Genomic DNA, 18,418 nt, shown 5'->3' with positions numbered 1-18,418 from the left:
AGTTGACCAGATTTGGCGGAATCATCTATCGAATGTCTATTATTCTTGCCCAAGCCGGTCTCACGGAGGGGGGTTTATGACAATCCGCAGAGCCGCCGGGTTTCTCTTTGGCCTGCCCATCGTCCTTGGCATAGGCGTGGGCCTCGCTTTGGCCGGAGACAGCTCGACGACCGTGTCCAAGACGCCCCTCACCACGGGGTCGGTCGGCGAGGAGGGCACTCCTGAGGACGCTCTACGGCCCTCGATAGGTCAGGACGTCGTCCCGGCCGGCAGCGCGGCCCCGGTTGGCGAGATCACGCCGACCGCAATCGACGAAGGGGCAAGTTGGGAGGCAGCCGTCGAGGCCGCCAACGCGCCAACGCCGCTAATTGGCGAGGAGCAGGCCGAGGCAGTGAAGCGCATCAACGCCTATTTCAACTCCATCACCAATTTGCAGGGCGGCTTCGAGCAGATCGATCCCAACAACAAGCGGTCGACCGGCCGCTTCTACGTGCAGCGCCCAGGCAAGATTCGCTTCGACTACGCGCCGCCGAGCGCGCTGCGTATCGTGGCCGACGGGCATTCGCTGGCCATTGAAGATTCCGACCTGAAGACGGTGGAGAAATACCCGATCAAGTCGACGCCTTTCCGCCTGCTCCTTACCGAGTCGGTCGATCTTGACCGCGACGCCCGCATCGTTGGAGTTGAGCGGGATCAGGGCGGCCTTGCCATTTCGCTGGAAGACAAGGACGGCGATGCCGCCGGCCGCATAAAGCTCTATTTCGAATCCAGTTCGGACCTCGAACTCAAAGAGTGGCTGATTACCGACGCCCAGGGTCTGACCACCAGGGTCACGATCAACAACATGGTCTCCGGCCGGAAGGTGGCCGCGGACTTTTTCCAGTCCAAGGACTCGTTCTCGCCCTTCCGGTAGGCCAAAAGTTAACGTGCCGGCTGGATTGCTGGCCAGAGAAGCCGTTATAAATCAGCGTACTAGGGTCAGATCTGGACGTTCTTTACGTCTCGTTAAATTTTTCGGCCGACGGGCGTTGAAATCGCCCGCCAATCTACATATTTGTTGGTTCTAGAAGCGGACCACATCGTTTTTCATCGGTAGTGCCCCCCGTCTAGCCGAAGATGTGGTCTGCTCGTGCCGGCTTCCCTCCCGGCACGCGCGCGAAAAATAACGCGCTTCTGGCGTCCAACCACGCGCAGCGGTTGGACGCCTTTTTCTTATCCGCTGTTGAATGGCGGCATAAGTCTGCCGCAATGGCAGCTGACCAGTTGAGCGCGCCTCAGCTTCGCGCCATACCAGGTTGAGATGCGCTTTCGCCTCGCCACCTGGAACATCAACTCGGTCCGGCTCAGGCTCGACCTGATCGAGCGCTTCGTGCGCGCCTTCCGGCCGGACGTGCTCTGCCTGCAAGAGATAAAATGCGAGGATGGACAGTTTCCTGAACTGCCGCTCCGCGCGCTCGGCTTCTCGCACGTGGCGGTGTGCGGCCAGAAGGGCTATCACGGCGTGGCGACGCTCTCGCGCATTCCCTTCAAGCTCGGCGAGAGCCGCGACATTTGCGGCCGCGGCCACGCCCGCCATTTGGCGATCGCTTTCGACGAGGCGGGGCCCGGCAGGAAGCCGGTCGTGCTGCACAACGTCTATGTGCCTGCCGGCGGAGACGTGCCGGATCCCGAGACCAACCAGAAGTTTCGCCACAAGCTCGATTTCCTGGAGGCCATGAGCGCGTGGTTCGGCGGTCTCCGGACCAAGCCCAAGAACCGCATGATCATGGTCGGCGATCTCAACGTGGCGCCGCTGCCGACCGATGTCTGGTCCCATAAGCAGCTCCTCAAGGTGGTGAGCCATACACCGGCCGAAACGGAGCGGCTCGATCGTGTGCAGGCCTCCCACGACTGGATCGACGTGATGCGGCGTCATGTCCCAGCCGAGCAGAAACTCTTCACCTGGTGGAGCTACCGGAACCGGGACTGGCGAGCCTCCAACCGGGGGCGGCGTCTCGACCATATTTGGACCACGCCCGCGCTAGACGGCGCGGCCGTTTCCATGACCGTCGTCGATGAGGCGCGCGACTGGCCGCGCACCTCCGACCATGTGCCGGTGATTGCGGATTTTTTCGTGGAGTGACTGCCCTCGTCACCCCGGCGAGAGCCGGGGTCCAGCCAAGCAAATTCCGCGGCATATGGCCCTGAATACCGGCTTCGCCGGTATGACGGATTGCTGTTAGGGTACCAGCTTGTAGCCCCCGGTCTCGGTGATCAACAGCTCAGCCTGCGAGGGATCTTTTTCGATCTTTTGGCGCAGGCGATAGATGTGGGTCTCGAGTGTGTGGGTGGTGACGCCGGCGTTGTAGCCCCACACTTCATGCAACAGCACATCCCGGGTTACGACCCGTTCGCCGGCGCGGTAGAGGTATTTCAGGATCGAGGTCTCCTTCTCGGTGAGCCTAATCTTGCTGCCGGCGCCGTCCACCAGCAGCTTCGACGCCGGCCGGAAGGTGTACGGCCCGATGGCGAACACAGCATCCTCGCTTTGCTCGTGCTGCCGGAGTTGGGCGCGAATGCGGGCGAGCAACACGCCGAGGCGGAAGGGCTTGGTCACATAGTCGTTTGCGCCCGACTCGAGACCGAGAATGGTATCGGCATCGGAGGTCTGCGCCGTGAGCATGATGACGGGACCCTTGAAGCCGCCACGACGAAGCAGCTTGCACGCCTCTCGGCCGTCGAGATCGGGCAGGCCGACGTCGAGCAGCACGAGATCGATGTGGCCGTTGCGGGCCTGCTTCAGCCCGTCTTGCGCAGTCGCGGCAAGGGCCGTGTCGAATTCCTCGTGCAGCGACAGCTGGTCGCTCAGCGACTCGCGAAGCTCGTCGTCATCGTCGATGATGAGGATCTTGCGCGCGTTGCTCATGGGCGGGTCCCTGGTCTACTCCCTGTCCAGGGTTGTAAGGGGGGCGCGGCCCGGCGACAAGCATGACGAGAGGGTCACAAACGGCCAAAAAAGGCTTGCCAAGCATGAGGGTTAAGCGGCCAAGGCCGATCGTCGTCCGTCGCGCGCCCGGACGGCCGCAACAGGCGCGGGTCCAGCTTGCCCATGGCGGGTGCCGAGCCGCCATCGGCCGCTCGGGCCTTCGCGCGCTAAAGCGGGAGGGCGATGGCGGAACGCCCCTAGGGCGCTTTGCGGTGCGCCTCGTCCTCTACCGCGCCGACCGGGTTGGCCGGCCTCGCACCGCGCTGCATGCCCGTGCGATTCGTGCCTATGATGGCTGGTGCGAAGATCCCACCGACCGGAACTACAATCGGCTGGTGAGACACTCGCTGGATGGCGATCGCCTCATGCGCGAGGACCATCTCTACGATCTCGTGCTCGTGCTCGGCTATAACGACCGGCCTCGGGTGAGAGGCAAAGGCAGCGCCATCTTCGTGCATCTCGCGCGTCTGGACTACCTGCCGACCGCGGGCTGCATCGCGCTCAACCGACGCGACCTCTTGGCGCTGATTGCGCAGCTGCGCCCGAGAACGTCAATCCTTGTTACGCGCTAATCGAGCAGCACCCGCTCGCCGAAGATGGCGGTGCCGATGCGCACATAGGTCGCACCGAAACCGATCGCCTTGGCGAAGTCGGCGCTCATGCCCATGCTGAGGTCATCAATGCCAAGCTCGCCGGCAAGGTTGGCGAGCAGCGCGAAGTGCATCGACGGCTCCTCGTCGAGCGGCGGAATGCACATGAGCCCATCGATCTTGAGGTTGAAGGTGTCCCGGCAGAGCGCGACGAAGTTCGCGACCTCGTCGGGTGCGACACCTGCCTTCTGCGGCTCCTCGCCGGTGTTGACCTGCACGAACAGGCGGGGGCGGACGCTTTGCCGCTCCATCTCCTCGGCGAGCGCGCGCGCGAGCTTCGGCCGGTCGACGGTCTCGATGACATCGAACAGAGCGACGGCGTCGCGCACTTTGTTCGTCTGGAGTGGGCCGATAAGGTGAAGCTCGACGTCGGGATGCAGCTCTTTCAGCCTGGGCCATTTGCCATGTGCTTCCTGAACCCGGTTCTCGCCGAAGCGATCTTGGCCCGCTTCAATGGCCTCCTCGATCACCGCTGCCGGTACCGTCTTGGTCACGGCGATGAGCTTGACCGCGGCCGGATCGCGTCCGGCCGCCTCCGCAGCGAGTGCGATCTCCTCCTTGATCAGCCGGAGCCGCGCCGGGATCTCCGCGGCAGCATGATGCTCAGGACTCATGGGGCCTCCCCCTGGCCGGCATCTTCGTGCCAGCGGCTCGTCTTTCGCAATGTGCGATTTCGGGTGTGCAACTTGACCGCTTCCGGCATTTAGGTTCGATTGCCGCGCCGAATCGATGTGAGCGGATGGAAAGGGGCCGATGGACGCGGACCGCTACGACGCGCCGAAACGCGAGAAGCATTGGCAGCAGGCCTGGGAGGAAAGGGGCATTTTCCAGGCCCGCGAGGATGATGCGCGGCCGAAATATTATGTTCTAGAAATGTTCCCATACCCGTCCGGCCGCATCCATATGGGCCACGTGCGGAACTACACCATGGGCGATGTCGTCGCCCGCTACATGCGGGCGCGCGGCCACAACGTGCTCCATCCCATGGGCTGGGACGCCTTCGGGCTGCCGGCCGAGAATGCCGCCATCGAGCGCGGCATCCACCCGGCCAAGTGGACCTACGACAACATCGCCACCATGCGCGGCCAACTCAAGAGCATGGGGCTTTCCCTCGATTGGAGCCGCGAGCTCGCCACCTGCGACCTCGACTACTACCACCAGCAGCAGAAGCTGTTTCTCGACATGCTGGAGGCCGGCCTCGTTGACCGTAAGACGCGCAAGGTGAACTGGGACCCGGTCGATCGCACCGTGCTTGCCAACGAGCAGGTGATCGACGGCCGCGGCTGGCGATCCGGCGCGCTGGTGGAGCAACGCGAGCAGCCGGAGTGGGTGTTCAAGATCACGGCCTGCGCCGACGATCTGTTGCAGGCGCTCGATAGCCTCGACCGCTGGCCGGAGAAGGTGCGCCTGATGCAGGCGAACTGGATCGGCCGATCAGACGGTCTCCTGGTCCGCTTCGAGATGGTGCACGGGACCGCGCCGCAGGGTCACGACGTCATCGAGGTGTTCAGCACGCGGCCCGACACGCTGTTCGGCGCGGCGTTCATGGCGATCGCGCCGGATCACGCGCTTGCCAAGGCCGTGGCGGAGGGGAACGCCGAGGCGAGGGCCTTCATCGAGGCGTGCCAACACCACGGCACGAGCGCGGCGGAGCTCGAGACGCAAGAGAAGAAGGGTTTCGACACCGGCGTGCGCGTCGCCCATCCCGTCATCGAGGGCGCCACGCTTCCCGTCTACATCGCCAACTTCATTCTGATGGAGTATGGCACCGGGGCGATCTTCGGTTGCCCCGCGCACGATCAGCGCGACCTCGAATTTGCACGCGCCTATGGACTCCCTGTCGTGCCCGTCGTGCTGCCGCCTGGCGAGGATGCCAAGACTTTTGCGATCGGAGAGGAGGCCTATACGGGCGACGGCGTGCTGATCAATTCCGGCTTTCTCGACGGCCTCGCAGTGGCCGATGCCAAGAACGCAATGGCCGACCGGCTCGCGGCACGGACTGTCGCCGGCAGACCGCAAGGCGTGCGCAAGACCGAGTTTCGTTTGCGAGACTGGGGCATCTCGCGGCAGCGCTATTGGGGGTGTCCGATCCCCATGATCCACTGCGAGCGTTGCGGCATCGTACCGGTGCCGGCCGAGGACTTGCCGGTGAAGCTGCCCGACGACGTGAGCTTCGACGTGCCGGGCAACCCACTCGACCGCCATCCGACATGGAAACACGTCGCGTGTCCCAAATGCGGGGCGCCGGCGACGCGCGAAACCGACACCATGGACACGTTCGTCGATTCGTCCTGGTACTACGCGCGCTTTTGCGCACCACGCGCCCCGTCGCCGACCGACACCAACGCGGTCGGCTATTGGCTTCCAGTCGATCAGTATATCGGCGGCGTCGAGCACGCTATCCTGCATCTGCTCTACTCGCGCTTCTTTGCGCGCGCGATGCACAAGACCGGGCACCTTGCGGTGGACGAGCCGTTCCGGGGTCTCTTCACCCAAGGCATGGTCACGCACGAAACCTACAAGGACGCGCACGGCAAGTGGGTGCAGCCCGATGAGGTAACGACACGCGACGGCAAGGCTGTGCTTGCGAGGACTGGCGAGCCGGTCATCGTCGGCGCGGTCGAGTCGATGTCGAAGTCGAAGAAGAACGTGGTCGATCCCGACAGTATCATCGGCGCCTACGGGGCCGACACGGCGCGCTGGTTCATGCTGTCGGACACGCCGCCCGAGCGCGACATCGAGTGGACGGCCGCTGGGGTGGAGGGTGCGTACCGCTTCTTGCAGCGGGTCTGGCGGCTGGTCCGCGAAATCGCGGCGAAAGGCGCGCCGCTCGCTGCAGCGCCGCCCTCCCAGATCGGCCCCGAAGCCGAATCGCTTCGCCGCGCAGCACACAAGACCGTTGCGGCCGTCACCACGGCCATCGAAAGGCTCCGTTTCAACGCCGCGGTGGCGCAGATCTACGAGCTCGCTAACGTGCTCTCGGCCAGCTTGCAGGGGGCTGGAGCACAACCTGAGGGCGATCTGCGATTCGCCTTGAGGGAGGCGGCCGAGGCGCTGGTGAGGGTCTCCGCTCCCATGATGCCGCACCTCGCCGAGGAGGGCTGGGCAATCCTCGGCCACAAGACCTTGGTGGCCGAAGAGCCCTGGCCACAAGCCGATCCGGCCCTTTTGGCCGAGGAGACTGTGACAATTGCGGTACAGGTAAACGGCAAAAGGCGGGACGAATTGACGATTGCGCGGGACGCCGCGAGGGAAGATATTGAAGCAGCGGCGCTAAAGCTCGACAATGTCGTGCGCGCCATAGGGGGACGCAAAATCAAGAAGGTGGTGGTCGTGCCGCGGAGGATCGTCAATGTGGTGGCGTAGCCCTGCCCTGTCCGCGGCGGCGCTCGTGGCCGTGGCCGCCCTCGGCCTCGCAGGGTGCGGATTCCAGCCGCTATACGGGTCCAACACCACCACGGCGAGCGGCGCCAGGTTGTCCGAGGCCATGGCCTCAGTCGACGTCACGCCGATTCCCGGACGCGTCGGCCAAAAGCTTCGCAACGAGCTGATCTTCGCCAACACCGGCGGCGGCTATGCGCCCGAGCCCCGCTACACACTCAAGATCGCGATCAGGGAGCGGGTCATCGACCAGCTCGTGCGGATCACGGGCGATGCGCGAGGGCAGGTCTATCAGCTCGAGGCGAGCTACAAGCTCGTCGGCGCGGATGGCAAGGTGATCTATCATGGCTCGGCGATCTCGCGGGCCCCCTACAATCGCTTCCAGGAGATCTTCGCCAACGTGCGGGCGCGCTACGACGCGGAGAATCGCGCGGCGCGCACGATTGCGGAGAGCATCAGGACGCAATTGGCGGCGTTTCTCGCAACGTCGGCCTAGCCGCTCGCCCCGCCTAGGCAAGCAATTCGAAACCTCGTAAGTCTCACGCCGCCATGGTCGCCTACAAAGCCTCGGCCGTTGCGCGCTTCTTGAAGTCGCCCGATTCAAGCTGTCGCGCGGCGCTCGCCTATGGACCCGACGCAGGTCTCGTTACGGAACGGGCCGCAGCGCTCGCCGAGACCTTCGCGCGCCGACAGAGGGGCGAGACAGAAGTCATTCGTCTCGATGATCGCGACCTTGCCGAGGAACCGGGGCGGCTCGAGATCGAACTTCGCACCCGGCCGATGTTCGCGGCGAACAAGGTCGTGCGGGTCTCGGCCGGCAGCCGGCTCGATGTGCCGGCGCTAAAGGCGCTTTTGACTGAACCCTCGGACAACGCGCTCATCGTCGAGGCCGGCAATCTCAGGCCGGACTCCGGCTTGCGCAAATTGTTCGAAAAGCTCGCCGACGCCGCGGCGCTGCCTTGCTACAGCGACGAACGCGACCTTGCCGGCATCATCGACGCCGAGCTCGCCGAGATGGGTTTGCGCATCGATCCTGAGACCAGGTCCGATCTCATGGCCCGGCTCGGCGCGGACCAAGCGCTCTCGCGCGCCGAGATCGTCAAGCTCGCGCTCTATGCACAAGGCGGCGGGAGCATCAGCCACGAAGACATCGAGGCGATCGTCGGCGACGCTGCGGAGATCGCACTTGAGAACTTCGTCTATGCCGCGAGCAGCGGCGATCCGCACCAGGCACTCCGTGAACTGCAGCGCCTCGCCGCCGCAGGCACGGACCGGGCTTCGGCGCTCTCGGCACTGGCGCGTCACTTCGCTCAGATGCACCGCGTTGCGGCGCAGGCCGCCGGCGGCAGCCTCGATGAGGCGGTGAGGGCGCTGAAGCCGCGGCCGCACTTCAAGCGCGAGCCGATGTTTCTTGCCCATTGCCGGCGCTGGGGCGCAACACGACTCGCCCATGCACTCCCCCTCATTCAGGATGCCGTCTCGCGGTCCCGCCGCGCGCCCGATCTCGAAAGCGCGTTCGCCGAACGCCTACTGCTCGCACTCACGTCGAAGATTTGACGCGGGCCATCCGCGTTCCTATGCATGTCCGGCCTAGCCGCAGGTGCCAGATGCATCAGACCGACGGAACCGCCGAACTCCGCAACAAGCTCTTCATGTTGCTCCGCGAGCGCGCGTTCCGCCGCGGCAAGGTCGTGCTCGCCTCGGGGCGTGAGAGCGACTACTACTTCGATATGAAGCCGGCCATGCTCGATCCCGACGGGGCCGGGCTCATGGCAGACCTATTTCTTCATGAAATTCAAGGTATTAGCGCTGACGCCGTGGGCGGCATCGAGATGGGCGCTGTGCCGCTCATCGCACCGGTCGCCATGCGAAGCACTTCCTTTGGGCGCTACCTCCCGGGTTTTTTCGTGCGCAAAGCAGTGAAGGACCACGGCACGAAGAAGCGTATCGACGGCGTCGACATTGCGGGGAAGACAGTGGTGATCCTGGAGGACGTGACGACGACTGGCGGCTCGGCCATGGAGGCGGTCAAGGCGGTCGAAGAGGCAGGCGCCAAGGTCGCGCTGGTCATCTCGATCCTCGACCGGGGCGAGGGTGCAGCCGAGCTTTACGCGCAAAACGGCGTGCCGTTCAAATCGCTGTTCAAAGCAGAAGAGTTTCTCGCCGGCGGCTAGGACCTGCCGGGGCGGCGCATGAGGCGGTGGCGGACGTCCTCGAACTGATCGAGGCTCGTATAGCGAATCCTCAGCTCGCCCTTCTCGCCGCGGCCGGGCCTGATCTCCACGTTGAGACCGAGGGCTTCGTGAAGCTCGGACTCCACCGCCCTCGTGTTGGCATCCTTGCTGCGGCCCTTCCGCTTCTTCGGCTTGTCGCTCTCTTCTTGCGCGAGCGCCTCGACTTGGCGCACCGTTAACCCTTCCTTAACGATACGGGCTGCAAGGGCCGCGGCGTCAGGGCGGCCGACGAGCGCGCGCGCATGACCGGCACTGACATCGCCGGCGCGCACCAGATCCTGCACCGACTTCGGCAGCTTCAAGAGGCGGAGCGTGTTGGCGAGGTGGCTGCGGCTCTTGCCGATGACCTTCGCCAGATCTTCTTGCGTGTAGCCGTGGCCCTGCATCAGCGCGTGATAACCCTCCCCCTCCTCGATCGCGTTCAGGTCCTCGCGCTGGACGTTCTCGATGATGGCGATCTCGATCGCCTCCTGGTCCGAGAGCGCGCGGATGACGACAGGGACTTCATGCAAGTTGGCGCGCTGCGCCGCACGCCAGCGGCGCTCGCCGGCGACGATCTCGTAGCGGTCGCCGCCTCCGAGCGGCCGCACCACGAGCGGCTGCACGAGACCGCGCTCGCGGATCGACGCGGCGAGCTCCTCGAGCTGCGCCTCCGAGAAGTTCCGCCGCGGATTGAAGCGGCCCGCCTTGAGCGACGACAAGGGAACGCTGCGCTGGTCCTCGGCGGCGCCAGCCGCCTCATCGAAGCCTTCGCCGATGAGCGAGGCCAAGCTTCGCCCCAACCGCTTCTTCTGCGCGCTTACCGCCATCGCTTATCTCCAAGCTTGGGCCCTTCCGGGCCGAACTTCCGCATCACGCCGCCCGCATCCGCCGCTCCCGCTCGATCACTTCCGATGCGAGCTGGATATAGGCTTGGCTCCCTGAGCACCGGTAATCGTAAAGCAGCACCGGCTTGCCGTGAGAGGGCGATTCCGCAACGCGTACATTGCGCGGGATCACCGTGGTGTAGACCTTCTCGCCGAGCACCGCGCGCACGTCCTCCACCACCTGATCCGAAAGGCTGGTGCGCTGGTCGTACATGGTGAGCACGACACCGTGGATCTGGAGCTTCGGATTGAGCCGCACCCTGATTTCCTCCACGGTGCTGAGCAGCTGGGCGAGGCCTTCGAGCGCGAAGAATTCGCATTGAAGGGGCACAAGCACGGCGTCCGCGGCGGCAAGCGCGTTGAGAGTCAAAAGATTGAGTGACGGCGGACAATCGATAAGGACATAGGTGGTTCCCGCCTCGTGCTCCTCCGCCGCCATCATCGCCGCCAGGCAATCGCGCAAGCGATAATGCTTGCCGTTCGCCGCTGCCGCCTCGCGCTCGAAGGCCATGAGGTCGATGGTGGCGGGCACGATGAAAAGCCGCGGCACGTGGGTGGCAACCTTTGCCTCGGATAGAGAGATCTGTCCCGCAAGCACGTCGAAGGTCGAGCGCTCCCGGTTGTCGATGCCGAGGCCGGTCGAGGCGTTGCCCTGCGGATCGAGGTCGATAATCAGCACGCGCTCGCCGACCGCCGCGAGCGCCGTGCCGAGATTGATGGCCGTCGTGGTCTTGCCGACGCCACCCTTCTGATTGGCAAGGGCAAGAACACGGGTGCGGTGGCGGCTCATGGCGTTCGCTCCCGCAAGCCTGCAACTTCGACAATGCTTGCGTCCTTGGCAGTCAGGCTTGGATGCAGGCGGCACACGAACTGCCACCGCTCCCTTGCGGCATCGATCTCCGCCTCTGCCTCGCGACCTTTCAGGAAAAGCCCCCTGGTTCCTTCTCCGAAGAACGGGCTAGCGAGTTCGAAGAGACGCGGGAGCGGCGCTAGAGCGCGGGCGCTCACCACGTCCGGATTTAGGCTTTGATCCCTTTCGGCAAGCTCTTCAATACGCATGGCGTGGATGTCCACAGGGGCCTCGACGATGCGGGCCACCTCGGCGAGAAACGCGCACTTCTTGCGGTTCGACTCCACGAGGTGCATGCGGAATTCCGCCTTGCCGGTTTGCAGAATGGCGACGACGAGCCCGGGAAAGCCCGCCCCCGACCCGAGATCCAGCCAGAGTCGCGAATCGGGAGCAAGAGTACGCAGTTGTGCCGAGTCGGCAAAGTGGCGCGACCAGAGCTTAGGCAAAGTGGAGGGGGCGACGAGGTTGGTCGATTTTTGCCAATGGCCGAGGAGGTCCGCGTACCGGACCAGCTTGAGAATTGTTTCACGTGGAACTCTAAAGACTTCGGCGAACGTCTTCGGACCATCTATTGTGGGGAGCCCACGGGCGCTCGCCATATCTAGGCGCTCTTCGCCGCCACGCCCTTCTTGAGGTGCGCCATCAGGAGCATCAACGCGGCCGGCGTCATGCCGTCGAGGCGCGCGGCCTGCCCAAGACTCGCCGGGCGATGGCGCTCGAGTTTCTGTCGAATCTCGGTGGAGAGCCCGGGAAGCGCCGCGAAGGCGAACCCGTCCGGAATGGTGATGCCCTCGTCCTTGCGGAAAGTGGCGATGTCCATTTCCTGGCGCGCGATGTAGACGGCGTAGCGCGCATCGACGGCGAGCTGGTTCGCAATCTTCGAGTCGAGGCCCGCAATCTCAGGCCAGATGCTCGCGAGCCGGGCGTAGTCGATTTCGGGATAGCTCAAAAGCTCGAAGGCAGTTCGCTTGCGCCCGTCGCGATTGATGGCAAGGCCGAACTTTGCCGCCTGGTCCGGCGTCAAGGTCAGGTTCCGCAACAGCGCCGCGCCGTCTTCGAGCTGCTTCGCCTTCGCTGCGAACGCGGCGCGGCGCCCTTCGCTAACGCAGCCGATCGCGAGCCCAAGCGGCGTGAGCCGCTGGTCGGCATTGTCAGCGCGAAGTGTGAGGCGATACTCGGCGCGCGAGGTGAACATGCGGTAAGGCTCGGTCACCCCGCGGGTGACGAGATCGTCGATCATCACGCCGAGATAGCCGTCGGCGCGCGTGACGGCGAAGCGCTCGTGCGCGCCCGACGCGGCAAGGACAGCATTGATGCCGGCAATCACGCCCTGCCCGGCTGCTTCCTCGTAGCCAGTGGTGCCGTTGATCTGGCCCGCCAGGAACAAGCCCTGGACCGCCTTCGTCTCAAGGCTCTGATGAAGCTCCCGCGGGTCCACGTAGTCGTACTCGATGGCGTAGCCCGGGCGCTTCACATGCGCCGCCCCAAGCCCTGGGATTGTCTTGAGGAAGGCGTGCTGCACGTCCTCGGGCAACGACGTCGAGATGCCATTGGGGTAGACCGTGTCGTCGTCGAGGCCTTCCGGCTCGAGGAAGATCTGATGGCTGCCGCGCTCCTTGAAGCGGACGACCTTGTCCTCGATGGACGGGCAATAGCGCGGGCCGACGCTCTCGATGGCGCCCGAATACATGGGCGCGCGGGCGAGGTTCGCCGCGATGATGGCGTGGGTCGCTTGCGTCGAGTGGGTGATGTGGCAGGGAACCTGCGGCGTCGTGATCTTTTCGGTGAGGAATGAGAAGGGGACGGGCGGGTGGTCACCAGGCTGAACCTGAAGGCGGTCCCATTGGATGGTACGGCCGTCAAGCCGGGGTGGCGTGCCGGTCTTGAGGCGCCCCATGCGGAGCCCGAGCCCATAGAGCCGGTCGGAGAGGCCGAGGGCAGGGGCCTCGCCCATGCGGCCGGCCGGAATCTTGCGCTCGCCGATATGGATGAGGCCGCGCAGAAACGTGCCGGTGGTGAGGACGACGGCACCAGCCGAGAAGCGCCGGCCGTCGACGGTGAGGACGCCCATCGCGCAGTCGCCGTCGACGGTAAGGTCCTCTACAGCCGCCTCGACGACGTCGAGGTCTGGGGTCACGCGGATCGCCGCCTGCATAGCTTGCCGATAGAGCTTGCGGTCGGCCTGGGCGCGGGGGCCCTGCACGGCTGGCCCTTTGCTCTTGTTGAGGACGCGGAACTGGATGCCGGCTTCATCGGCGATTCGGCCCATGAGACCATCGAGGGCGTCGATCTCGCGGACGAGATGGCCCTTGCCGAGGCCGCCGATGGCCGGATTGCAGGACATCTCGCCGATGGTGGAAAAGCTATGGGTGATCAAGGCGGTGCGGGCGCCCATGCGCGCGGAGGCCGAAGCGGCCTCACAGCCCGCATGGCCGCCGCCGATGACGATGACGTCGAATCGTCCGCTGAAATCCTTGGTCATGGCCGGTAAGTAGTCAGTTTCCCGGCCCCCGTCAAAGCGTTGGCGGACCAGTGTTTCACGTGAATCATTTTGGCGGAGCGCTCATTTGCCGATGCAGAACTCGGCGAAAATCGCGGCTAGAACCTCTTCCACGTCGATGGCGCCGGTGAGGCGGCCGAGATGGCGGGCGGCGATGCGCAATTCCTCGGCCTTCAGCTCGGCCGAAAGATCATGGTTAACAAAGCGTTGCAAAGCGTCCCGGGCTGAGACGAGCTCGATCCTGTGGCGGGTTCTGGTGAGGGCGGCGGTGCCGGCGGCAGGCGTGGCGTGCTTGGCGGCGACCGCCGCCAGGCGGGCAATGAGGGTATCGAGCCCCTCACCCGATTTAGCCGACACGACTGCATCGATCGCGATGGGTTTATTATGGGCGGATTGCGGGCTGATATCGGCCTTATTGAGCGCACGAACGACCTGCCGCTCTGCGAGCCGCGCTGGCGGGTCCCAGACCGGACTCGTGGCGTCGACCACCCACAGAATCACGTCGGCATCCTCGGCTCTGGTCAGCGCGCGCCGCACCCCTTCCGCCTCGACCTTGCCGGTGCCCTCCCTGATGCCGGCAGTGTCGGACAGGATCACCGGCAGGCCGCCGAGATCGAGATGGACCTCGATCACGTCGCGCGTGGTGCCGGCCTCCTCCGACACGATGGCGACGTCGCGCTTGGCGAGCGCATTCATCAGGGATGACTTGCCGACATTGGGCGGTCCGGCGATGACGATGCGCAGCCCATCGCGCAGTCGCTCGCCGCTGCGGTCGGCGAGGTGCCGGTCGATGGACTGAAGCAGCTTCACGACGATCGCCTCGGCCTTGGCGCTCACGTCGGCAGTGACGTCGGCCTCGTCGGCGAAGTCGAGTCCCGCCTCCATCAAGCCGAGCGCCTTCACAAGCTCGGCGCGCCAGCCTTCGTAGAGACGGCGGAGCGAGCCTTCGGCTTGCGCCAGCGCCTGGCGGCGCTGCGCCTCGGTCTCGGCGGCGATGAGATCGGCCAGGCCTTCGACCTCGGTGAGATCGAGTCTGCCGTTCTCGAAGGCGCGGCGCGCGAACTCGCCTGGCTCGGCGAGACGCGTGCCTTCGATTGCAAGCACCGCATCGACGAGCGCCTGAATCACGGCGCGGCTGCCATGCACCTGAAGCTCGGCCATGTCCTCGCCGGTGAAGCTCTGCGGCGCCGGGAACCACAGCACGAGACCGCGGTCGATCATGGGATCGCCCAAGTCGCGCAAGGACGCGCGCCGGGGAGGGGGCACGCCGCCGGCAAGCGCCTCGAGCACGGCGAGGGTGCGCGGGCCGGAGATGCGGACCACGGCGATGGCCGAGGGGCCAGCGCCTGACGCCGGCGCGACGATGGTGTCTGGCTGGATCACCCCAATGACACTCCGCCTAGTTGGCGCAGAGATGTGCCGCGGGTTCCCATCCCTCCCCTTGATGGGGAGGGTGGCTCGGCCGGCCCGCGGCCGGATGAGCCGGGTGGGGTGATAACCCCTAGGTCACGATCCCCCCACCCGGCGCGCCAAACCGTCCCAGCTTCGCTGGGCCGGGCGCGCCGCCCTCCCCACATTGGGGGAGGGATGGAGTTTGCGGCGAAGTTGGGGCTCATGCGTTATCCTAGGCGGGAGCGCAGCAGGATCGGAAGGGACATGCAGGACAGGCCGGGAAACCAGCTCGGGGGCGAGACCAGCCCCTACCTCCTCCAGCACAAGGACAACCCGGTCCATTGGCGTCCCTGGGGGGCCGAGGCGCTGGCAGAGGCCAAGGCAACGGGCAAGCCGATCCTGCTCTCGGTCGGCTATGCCGCCTGTCATTGGTGCCACGTCATGGCGCACGAGAGCTTCGAGGACGAAGCGACGGCAGCGGTGATGAACGACCTCTTCGTCAACATCAAGGTCGACCGCGAGGAGCGCCCGGACGTCGACGCGATCTACATGAACGCGCTGCACCAGATCGGCGAGCAGGGCGGCTGGCCGCTTACCATGTTCCTTACCCCCGACGCCGAGCCGTTCTGGGGCGGCACCTACTTCCCACGCGAGGAGCGCTACGGCCGGCCGTCCTTCGTCCGTGTGCTGAATGAAATCGCCCGCATCTACCGCGACGAGCCCGCCAAGGTGCGGCAGAACGCCAACGCGTTGAAAGAGCGGCTCACGCCGGCGCGGCACGAAGGCGCCGCCGCGCAGCTCAACGATGCCACCCTGTCCAATCTCGCGCGGCGCTTTCTGGCCGCCGTCGATCCCGTGCAGGGCGGGATTCGCGGCGCACCGAAATTTCCGCAAACGCAGTTCTTTGGATTTTTGTGGCGCGCAGGACTGCGCTACGGCCTCGCCAATCCGCGCGAGGCGGTCGCCCTTACGCTCACGCAGATCGCGCAAGGCGGCATCTACGATCATCTCGGGGGCGGCTTCGCGCGCTACAGCGTCGACGAGCGCTGGCTCGTGCCGCATTTCGAGAAGATGCTCTACGACAACGCGCTGCTCATCGAGCTGATGACCGAGGCGTGGCGCGAGACGAAATCGCCGCTCTACGCGCAACGCATCGCCGAGACCATCGACTGGGTGTTGCGCGAGATGCGCAGCGAAGGCGCGTTCGCCGCCTCGCTCGACGCCGACAGCGAAGGCGAGGAGGGCAAGTTCTATGTGTGGTCGCTTGCCGAGATCGAAGACGCGCTCGGCACTGACGAGGCCAAGCTGTTCGCCGAAGTCTATGGCGTGACCGCGGCCGGCAATTTCGAAGGCCACAACATTCTCAACCGGCTCGACGCGATCGACCTGCGCGATGCCGAGACGGAAATGCCGCTCGGCGAGATGCGTGCCACACTGCTGGCGCGGCGCGGCAGCCGCGTGCGACCAGGGTTCGACGACAAGATCCTCGCCGACTGGAACGGGCTGATGATCGCCGCGCTCGCCAATGCGAGCCAAGCCTTCGACCGGCCCGACTGGCTCGAGGCGGCGCAAGGCGCCTTCAATTTCATCCGTACCAGGATGATGTCGAACGGGCGCCTGTTCCACGCCTATCGCGGCGGCGAGGCCAAGGCGCCGGCGACCGCGAACGACTACGCCGACATGATCCGCGCCGCGCTCGCGCTCGCCAATGCCGCGGGCAGGCGCGACTATATCGAGCAGGCGCTGGCGTGGACCGACGTGCTCGATAAGCATTACCTGTCGCGCGAGCTCGGCGGCTATCTCCTCGCCGCGGACGACACGAGTGATCTCATCGTGCGTCCGTTCAGCGGTCTCGACGACGCGACGCCGAATGCGAACGCGATCATGGTGTCGAACCTGGTGCAGCTATCGCTGTGGACCGGCGAGGAGCGCTATGCGCGGCGGGCCGAGGAAATCTTGCGCGCGTTCGCGCCGGCCATCGCGACAAATCCGGTGGGGCACGCGGGCCTGCTCGCCGCGGCGCTCGACGGCCTCGCGCCGTCTCTCATCGTGCTGATCGTGCCGCGCGGGAGCGACGCGGGCGCTTTGCGCGCCGGCTTGCGCGACGTGTCCTTGCCGAACGCCGTGGTGGTGGAGATCACGCAAGGCGAGGCGCTGCCCGCCTCGTCGATCGTCTACGGCAAGACGGCAGTCGCGGGGAAGCCGACGGCCTATGTGTGCCTCGGGCCGCAATGCGCGCCGCCGGTGACGGAGGCCGCAGCACTGGCCGAGACGGTGAGGGGGGCAAGGGAGGTGACGGTGGCTTAGGACTCGTCATACCGGCGGAAGCCGGTATCCAGAGTCACTTGCTCCGAGCTTGTTGTCTGGATTCCGGCTTTCGCCGAAATGACGATGTTGAGGTGAGGGAGTTGTCCCTTGAAATCGCGGGTTTACGAGCGCCGGTTGGGGCCGCTGGCTCCCCGAAAGTCTGCGCCTGAAATGCAACCCCTTGAGGGAACAGGGGCTCTGTCGAAGAACGAGCGCGCGGCGCAACCCTGCGTGGGCCGTCTGCGTTGCAAAGCCACAAGCTGCCTGTGCCAGCATCCCGCAGGAGAGGGCAATGTGGGGCTTACGTGTCTTCGCCCGCGTCTTCTATGTCCCGGCCATGTTGCTTGGGCTCAACGCGCTCGCCGTCCTACTCGTCGCGTCCGGCTACTACTACGCTTGGCTCGGCCTCCTGCTGGGCCTCGCGATCGGCCTTTCCTTCGTCATGGAGCGGGTGTTGCCGTACGAATATGACTGGAACCAGACACATGACGACGGGGCCAAGGATCTCGCCCACGGCATCGTCTACGAGATCGCCAATCTCGTCGCGTTGTTCGTCTTCATCGTCATCAGCGCACTGCTCCTGCCCGAATGGAAGCTCTGGCCACAATCGCTGCCGATCGTCTTGCAGTTCCTGCTTGCCGTGGTCGTCGTCGATTGCGCGATGACGATTGTGCATTATTTCAGCCACCGGGTGGACTGGCTGTGGCGCCTACACGCCATCCATCACGGGATGCAGCGGCTTTACGGCTTCAACGGTTTCGTTCGCCACCCTCTGCACCAGGCGCTCGACATCGTCGTCGGCACTTTGCCGCTCGTGTTGATCGGTTTGCCCGTCGACGTCGCCGTGCTACTCGGCTTCGCCATCGCCGTGCAGCTCATGGTGCAGCACTCCAACGTCGACTACACGCTCGGGCCGTTCCAGAAGCTGCTTGCCATCGGCCCGGTGCACCGGCTGCACCACGTGAATTGGGCGGGCGACGGCGACGTGAATTTCGGCCTGTTCTTCACTGTGTGGGACCGGCTGCTCGGCACCTTCAAGCTGCCGGGCGAGCGAAGGCCCCGCAGCGGAGACGTCGGCATTCAAGACTGCCCGCACTACCCGCAAGTCTACGCGAAGCAGCTCATGGCGCCGTTCGACCCCAACGGGCCTTGCACAGGGGCGACGGCCGATGAGGCGGCCGCGGTCTCCATGCGCCCGTCAAATCGTTGATGGCCGGGCCTTCGCCCGCCGAAGCGATTGGTCTAGGTCCGGCCATTGAGCTTCGGCCCGCGC

The 18,418-nt window shown here is 65.3% G+C and carries 16 protein-coding genes; 9 read left to right on the top strand and 7 right to left on the bottom strand.

Translation table 11 applies throughout. The annotated features are described in order from the left end of the window. Nucleotides 1-76 precede the first annotated feature (76 nt). Nucleotides 77-913, top strand: a complete 837-nt coding sequence (locus ACRECX_RS10650; RefSeq protein WP_431558816.1) for a LolA family protein — start codon at nt 77-79, stop codon at nt 911-913. Nucleotides 914-1,300: 387 nt separating this feature from the next. Beyond that, nucleotides 1,301-2,122, top strand: coding sequence for an exodeoxyribonuclease III (locus ACRECX_RS10645; RefSeq protein ID WP_431558815.1), 822 nt, complete (start codon nt 1,301-1,303; stop codon nt 2,120-2,122). 96 nt (nt 2,123-2,218) lie between these two features. On the opposite strand, the gene ACRECX_RS10640 is transcribed toward ACRECX_RS10645, so the two are convergent. Beyond that, complete coding sequence (locus ACRECX_RS10640) at nt 2,219-2,905, bottom strand: response regulator transcription factor (RefSeq protein WP_431558814.1); 687 nt, start codon at nt 2,903-2,905, stop codon at nt 2,219-2,221. A 104-nt stretch (nt 2,906-3,009) separates the two neighbouring features. Between ACRECX_RS10640 and ACRECX_RS10635 the strand changes: the two genes are divergently transcribed. Beyond that, nucleotides 3,010-3,537, top strand: a complete 528-nt coding sequence (locus ACRECX_RS10635) for a L,D-transpeptidase family protein (protein WP_431558813.1) — start codon at nt 3,010-3,012, stop codon at nt 3,535-3,537. Here the strand turns inward: ACRECX_RS10635 and ACRECX_RS10630 are convergent. Beyond that, the gene (locus ACRECX_RS10630; protein ID WP_431558812.1) at nt 3,534-4,229 is read right to left on the bottom strand and encodes a YggS family pyridoxal phosphate-dependent enzyme; all 696 of its coding nucleotides are present in this window, start codon (nt 4,227-4,229) and stop codon (nt 3,534-3,536) included. The genes ACRECX_RS10635 and ACRECX_RS10630 overlap by 4 nt on opposite strands. Before the next feature lie 139 nt (nt 4,230-4,368). On the opposite strand from ACRECX_RS10630, the gene leuS reads away from it, so the two are divergent. Genes leuS through pyrE form a run of 4 tightly spaced genes read left to right on the top strand, consistent with a single transcriptional unit; the run spans nt 4,369 to nt 9,170 of the window. Beyond that, entirely contained in the window at nt 4,369-6,981 is a 2,613-nt protein-coding gene (gene leuS / locus ACRECX_RS10625) for a leucine--tRNA ligase (RefSeq protein WP_431558811.1), read from the top strand. Further along, a complete protein-coding gene (gene lptE, locus ACRECX_RS10620) occupies nt 6,968-7,492 on the top strand; it encodes an LPS assembly lipoprotein LptE (RefSeq protein WP_431558810.1) in 525 nt (174 codons plus the stop codon). The genes leuS and lptE overlap by 14 nt, the downstream gene beginning before the upstream one ends. 53 nt (nt 7,493-7,545) lie before the next feature. Continuing rightward, nucleotides 7,546-8,553, top strand: coding sequence for a DNA polymerase III subunit delta (gene holA, locus ACRECX_RS10615; protein WP_431558809.1), 1,008 nt, complete (start codon nt 7,546-7,548; stop codon nt 8,551-8,553). Between the two features lie 50 nt (nt 8,554-8,603). Beyond that, complete coding sequence (pyrE, locus tag ACRECX_RS10610; protein ID WP_431558808.1) at nt 8,604-9,170, top strand: orotate phosphoribosyltransferase; 567 nt, start codon at nt 8,604-8,606, stop codon at nt 9,168-9,170. Here pyrE and ACRECX_RS10605 read toward each other — a convergent pair. The 5 genes from ACRECX_RS10605 to mnmE all read right to left on the bottom strand — a co-directional run bounded on the left by ACRECX_RS10605 (nt 9,167) and on the right by mnmE (nt 14,829). Further along, entirely contained in the window at nt 9,167-10,039 is an 873-nt protein-coding gene (locus ACRECX_RS10605) for a ParB/RepB/Spo0J family partition protein (protein ID WP_431558807.1), read from the bottom strand. The two genes, pyrE and ACRECX_RS10605, sit on opposite strands and share 4 nt — an antisense overlap. Before the next feature lie 43 nt (nt 10,040-10,082). After that, nucleotides 10,083-10,886: a ParA family protein gene (locus ACRECX_RS10600; protein ID WP_431558806.1), complete on the bottom strand. Its 804-nt coding sequence runs from the start codon at nt 10,884-10,886 to the stop codon at nt 10,083-10,085. After that, nucleotides 10,883-11,545: a 16S rRNA (guanine(527)-N(7))-methyltransferase RsmG gene (gene rsmG, locus ACRECX_RS10595; protein ID WP_431558805.1), complete on the bottom strand. Its 663-nt coding sequence runs from the start codon at nt 11,543-11,545 to the stop codon at nt 10,883-10,885. Before rsmG ends, ACRECX_RS10600 begins: the two co-directional genes overlap by 4 nt. Nucleotides 11,546-11,547: 2 nt before the next feature. Then, nucleotides 11,548-13,428, bottom strand: a complete 1,881-nt coding sequence (gene mnmG / locus ACRECX_RS10590; protein ID WP_431558804.1) for a tRNA uridine-5-carboxymethylaminomethyl(34) synthesis enzyme MnmG — start codon at nt 13,426-13,428, stop codon at nt 11,548-11,550. Nucleotides 13,429-13,509: 81 nt separating this feature from the next. Next, complete coding sequence (gene mnmE / locus ACRECX_RS10585) at nt 13,510-14,829, bottom strand: tRNA uridine-5-carboxymethylaminomethyl(34) synthesis GTPase MnmE (RefSeq protein ID WP_431558803.1); 1,320 nt, start codon at nt 14,827-14,829, stop codon at nt 13,510-13,512. Between the two features lie 273 nt (nt 14,830-15,102). Between mnmE and ACRECX_RS10580 the strand changes: the two genes are divergently transcribed. Continuing rightward, nucleotides 15,103-17,145 carry a thioredoxin domain-containing protein gene (locus ACRECX_RS10580; RefSeq protein ID WP_431558802.1) on the top strand — a complete coding sequence of 681 codons (2,043 nt, stop codon included), beginning with the start codon at nt 15,103-15,105 and terminating at the stop codon, nt 17,143-17,145. Nucleotides 17,146-17,437: 292 nt separating this feature from the next. Beyond that, nucleotides 17,438-18,355 carry a sterol desaturase family protein gene (locus tag ACRECX_RS10575; RefSeq protein ID WP_431558801.1) on the top strand — a complete coding sequence of 306 codons (918 nt, stop codon included), beginning with the start codon at nt 17,438-17,440 and terminating at the stop codon, nt 18,353-18,355. The last annotated feature ends 63 nt before the right edge of the window (nt 18,356-18,418 follow it).

The organism is Methyloceanibacter sp. (assembly GCF_050726195.1).
In the GTDB taxonomy this organism is placed as follows: Bacteria; Pseudomonadota; Alphaproteobacteria; order Rhizobiales; family Methyloligellaceae; genus Methyloceanibacter.
This window is presented reverse-complemented; position numbering and strand designations above follow the sequence as displayed.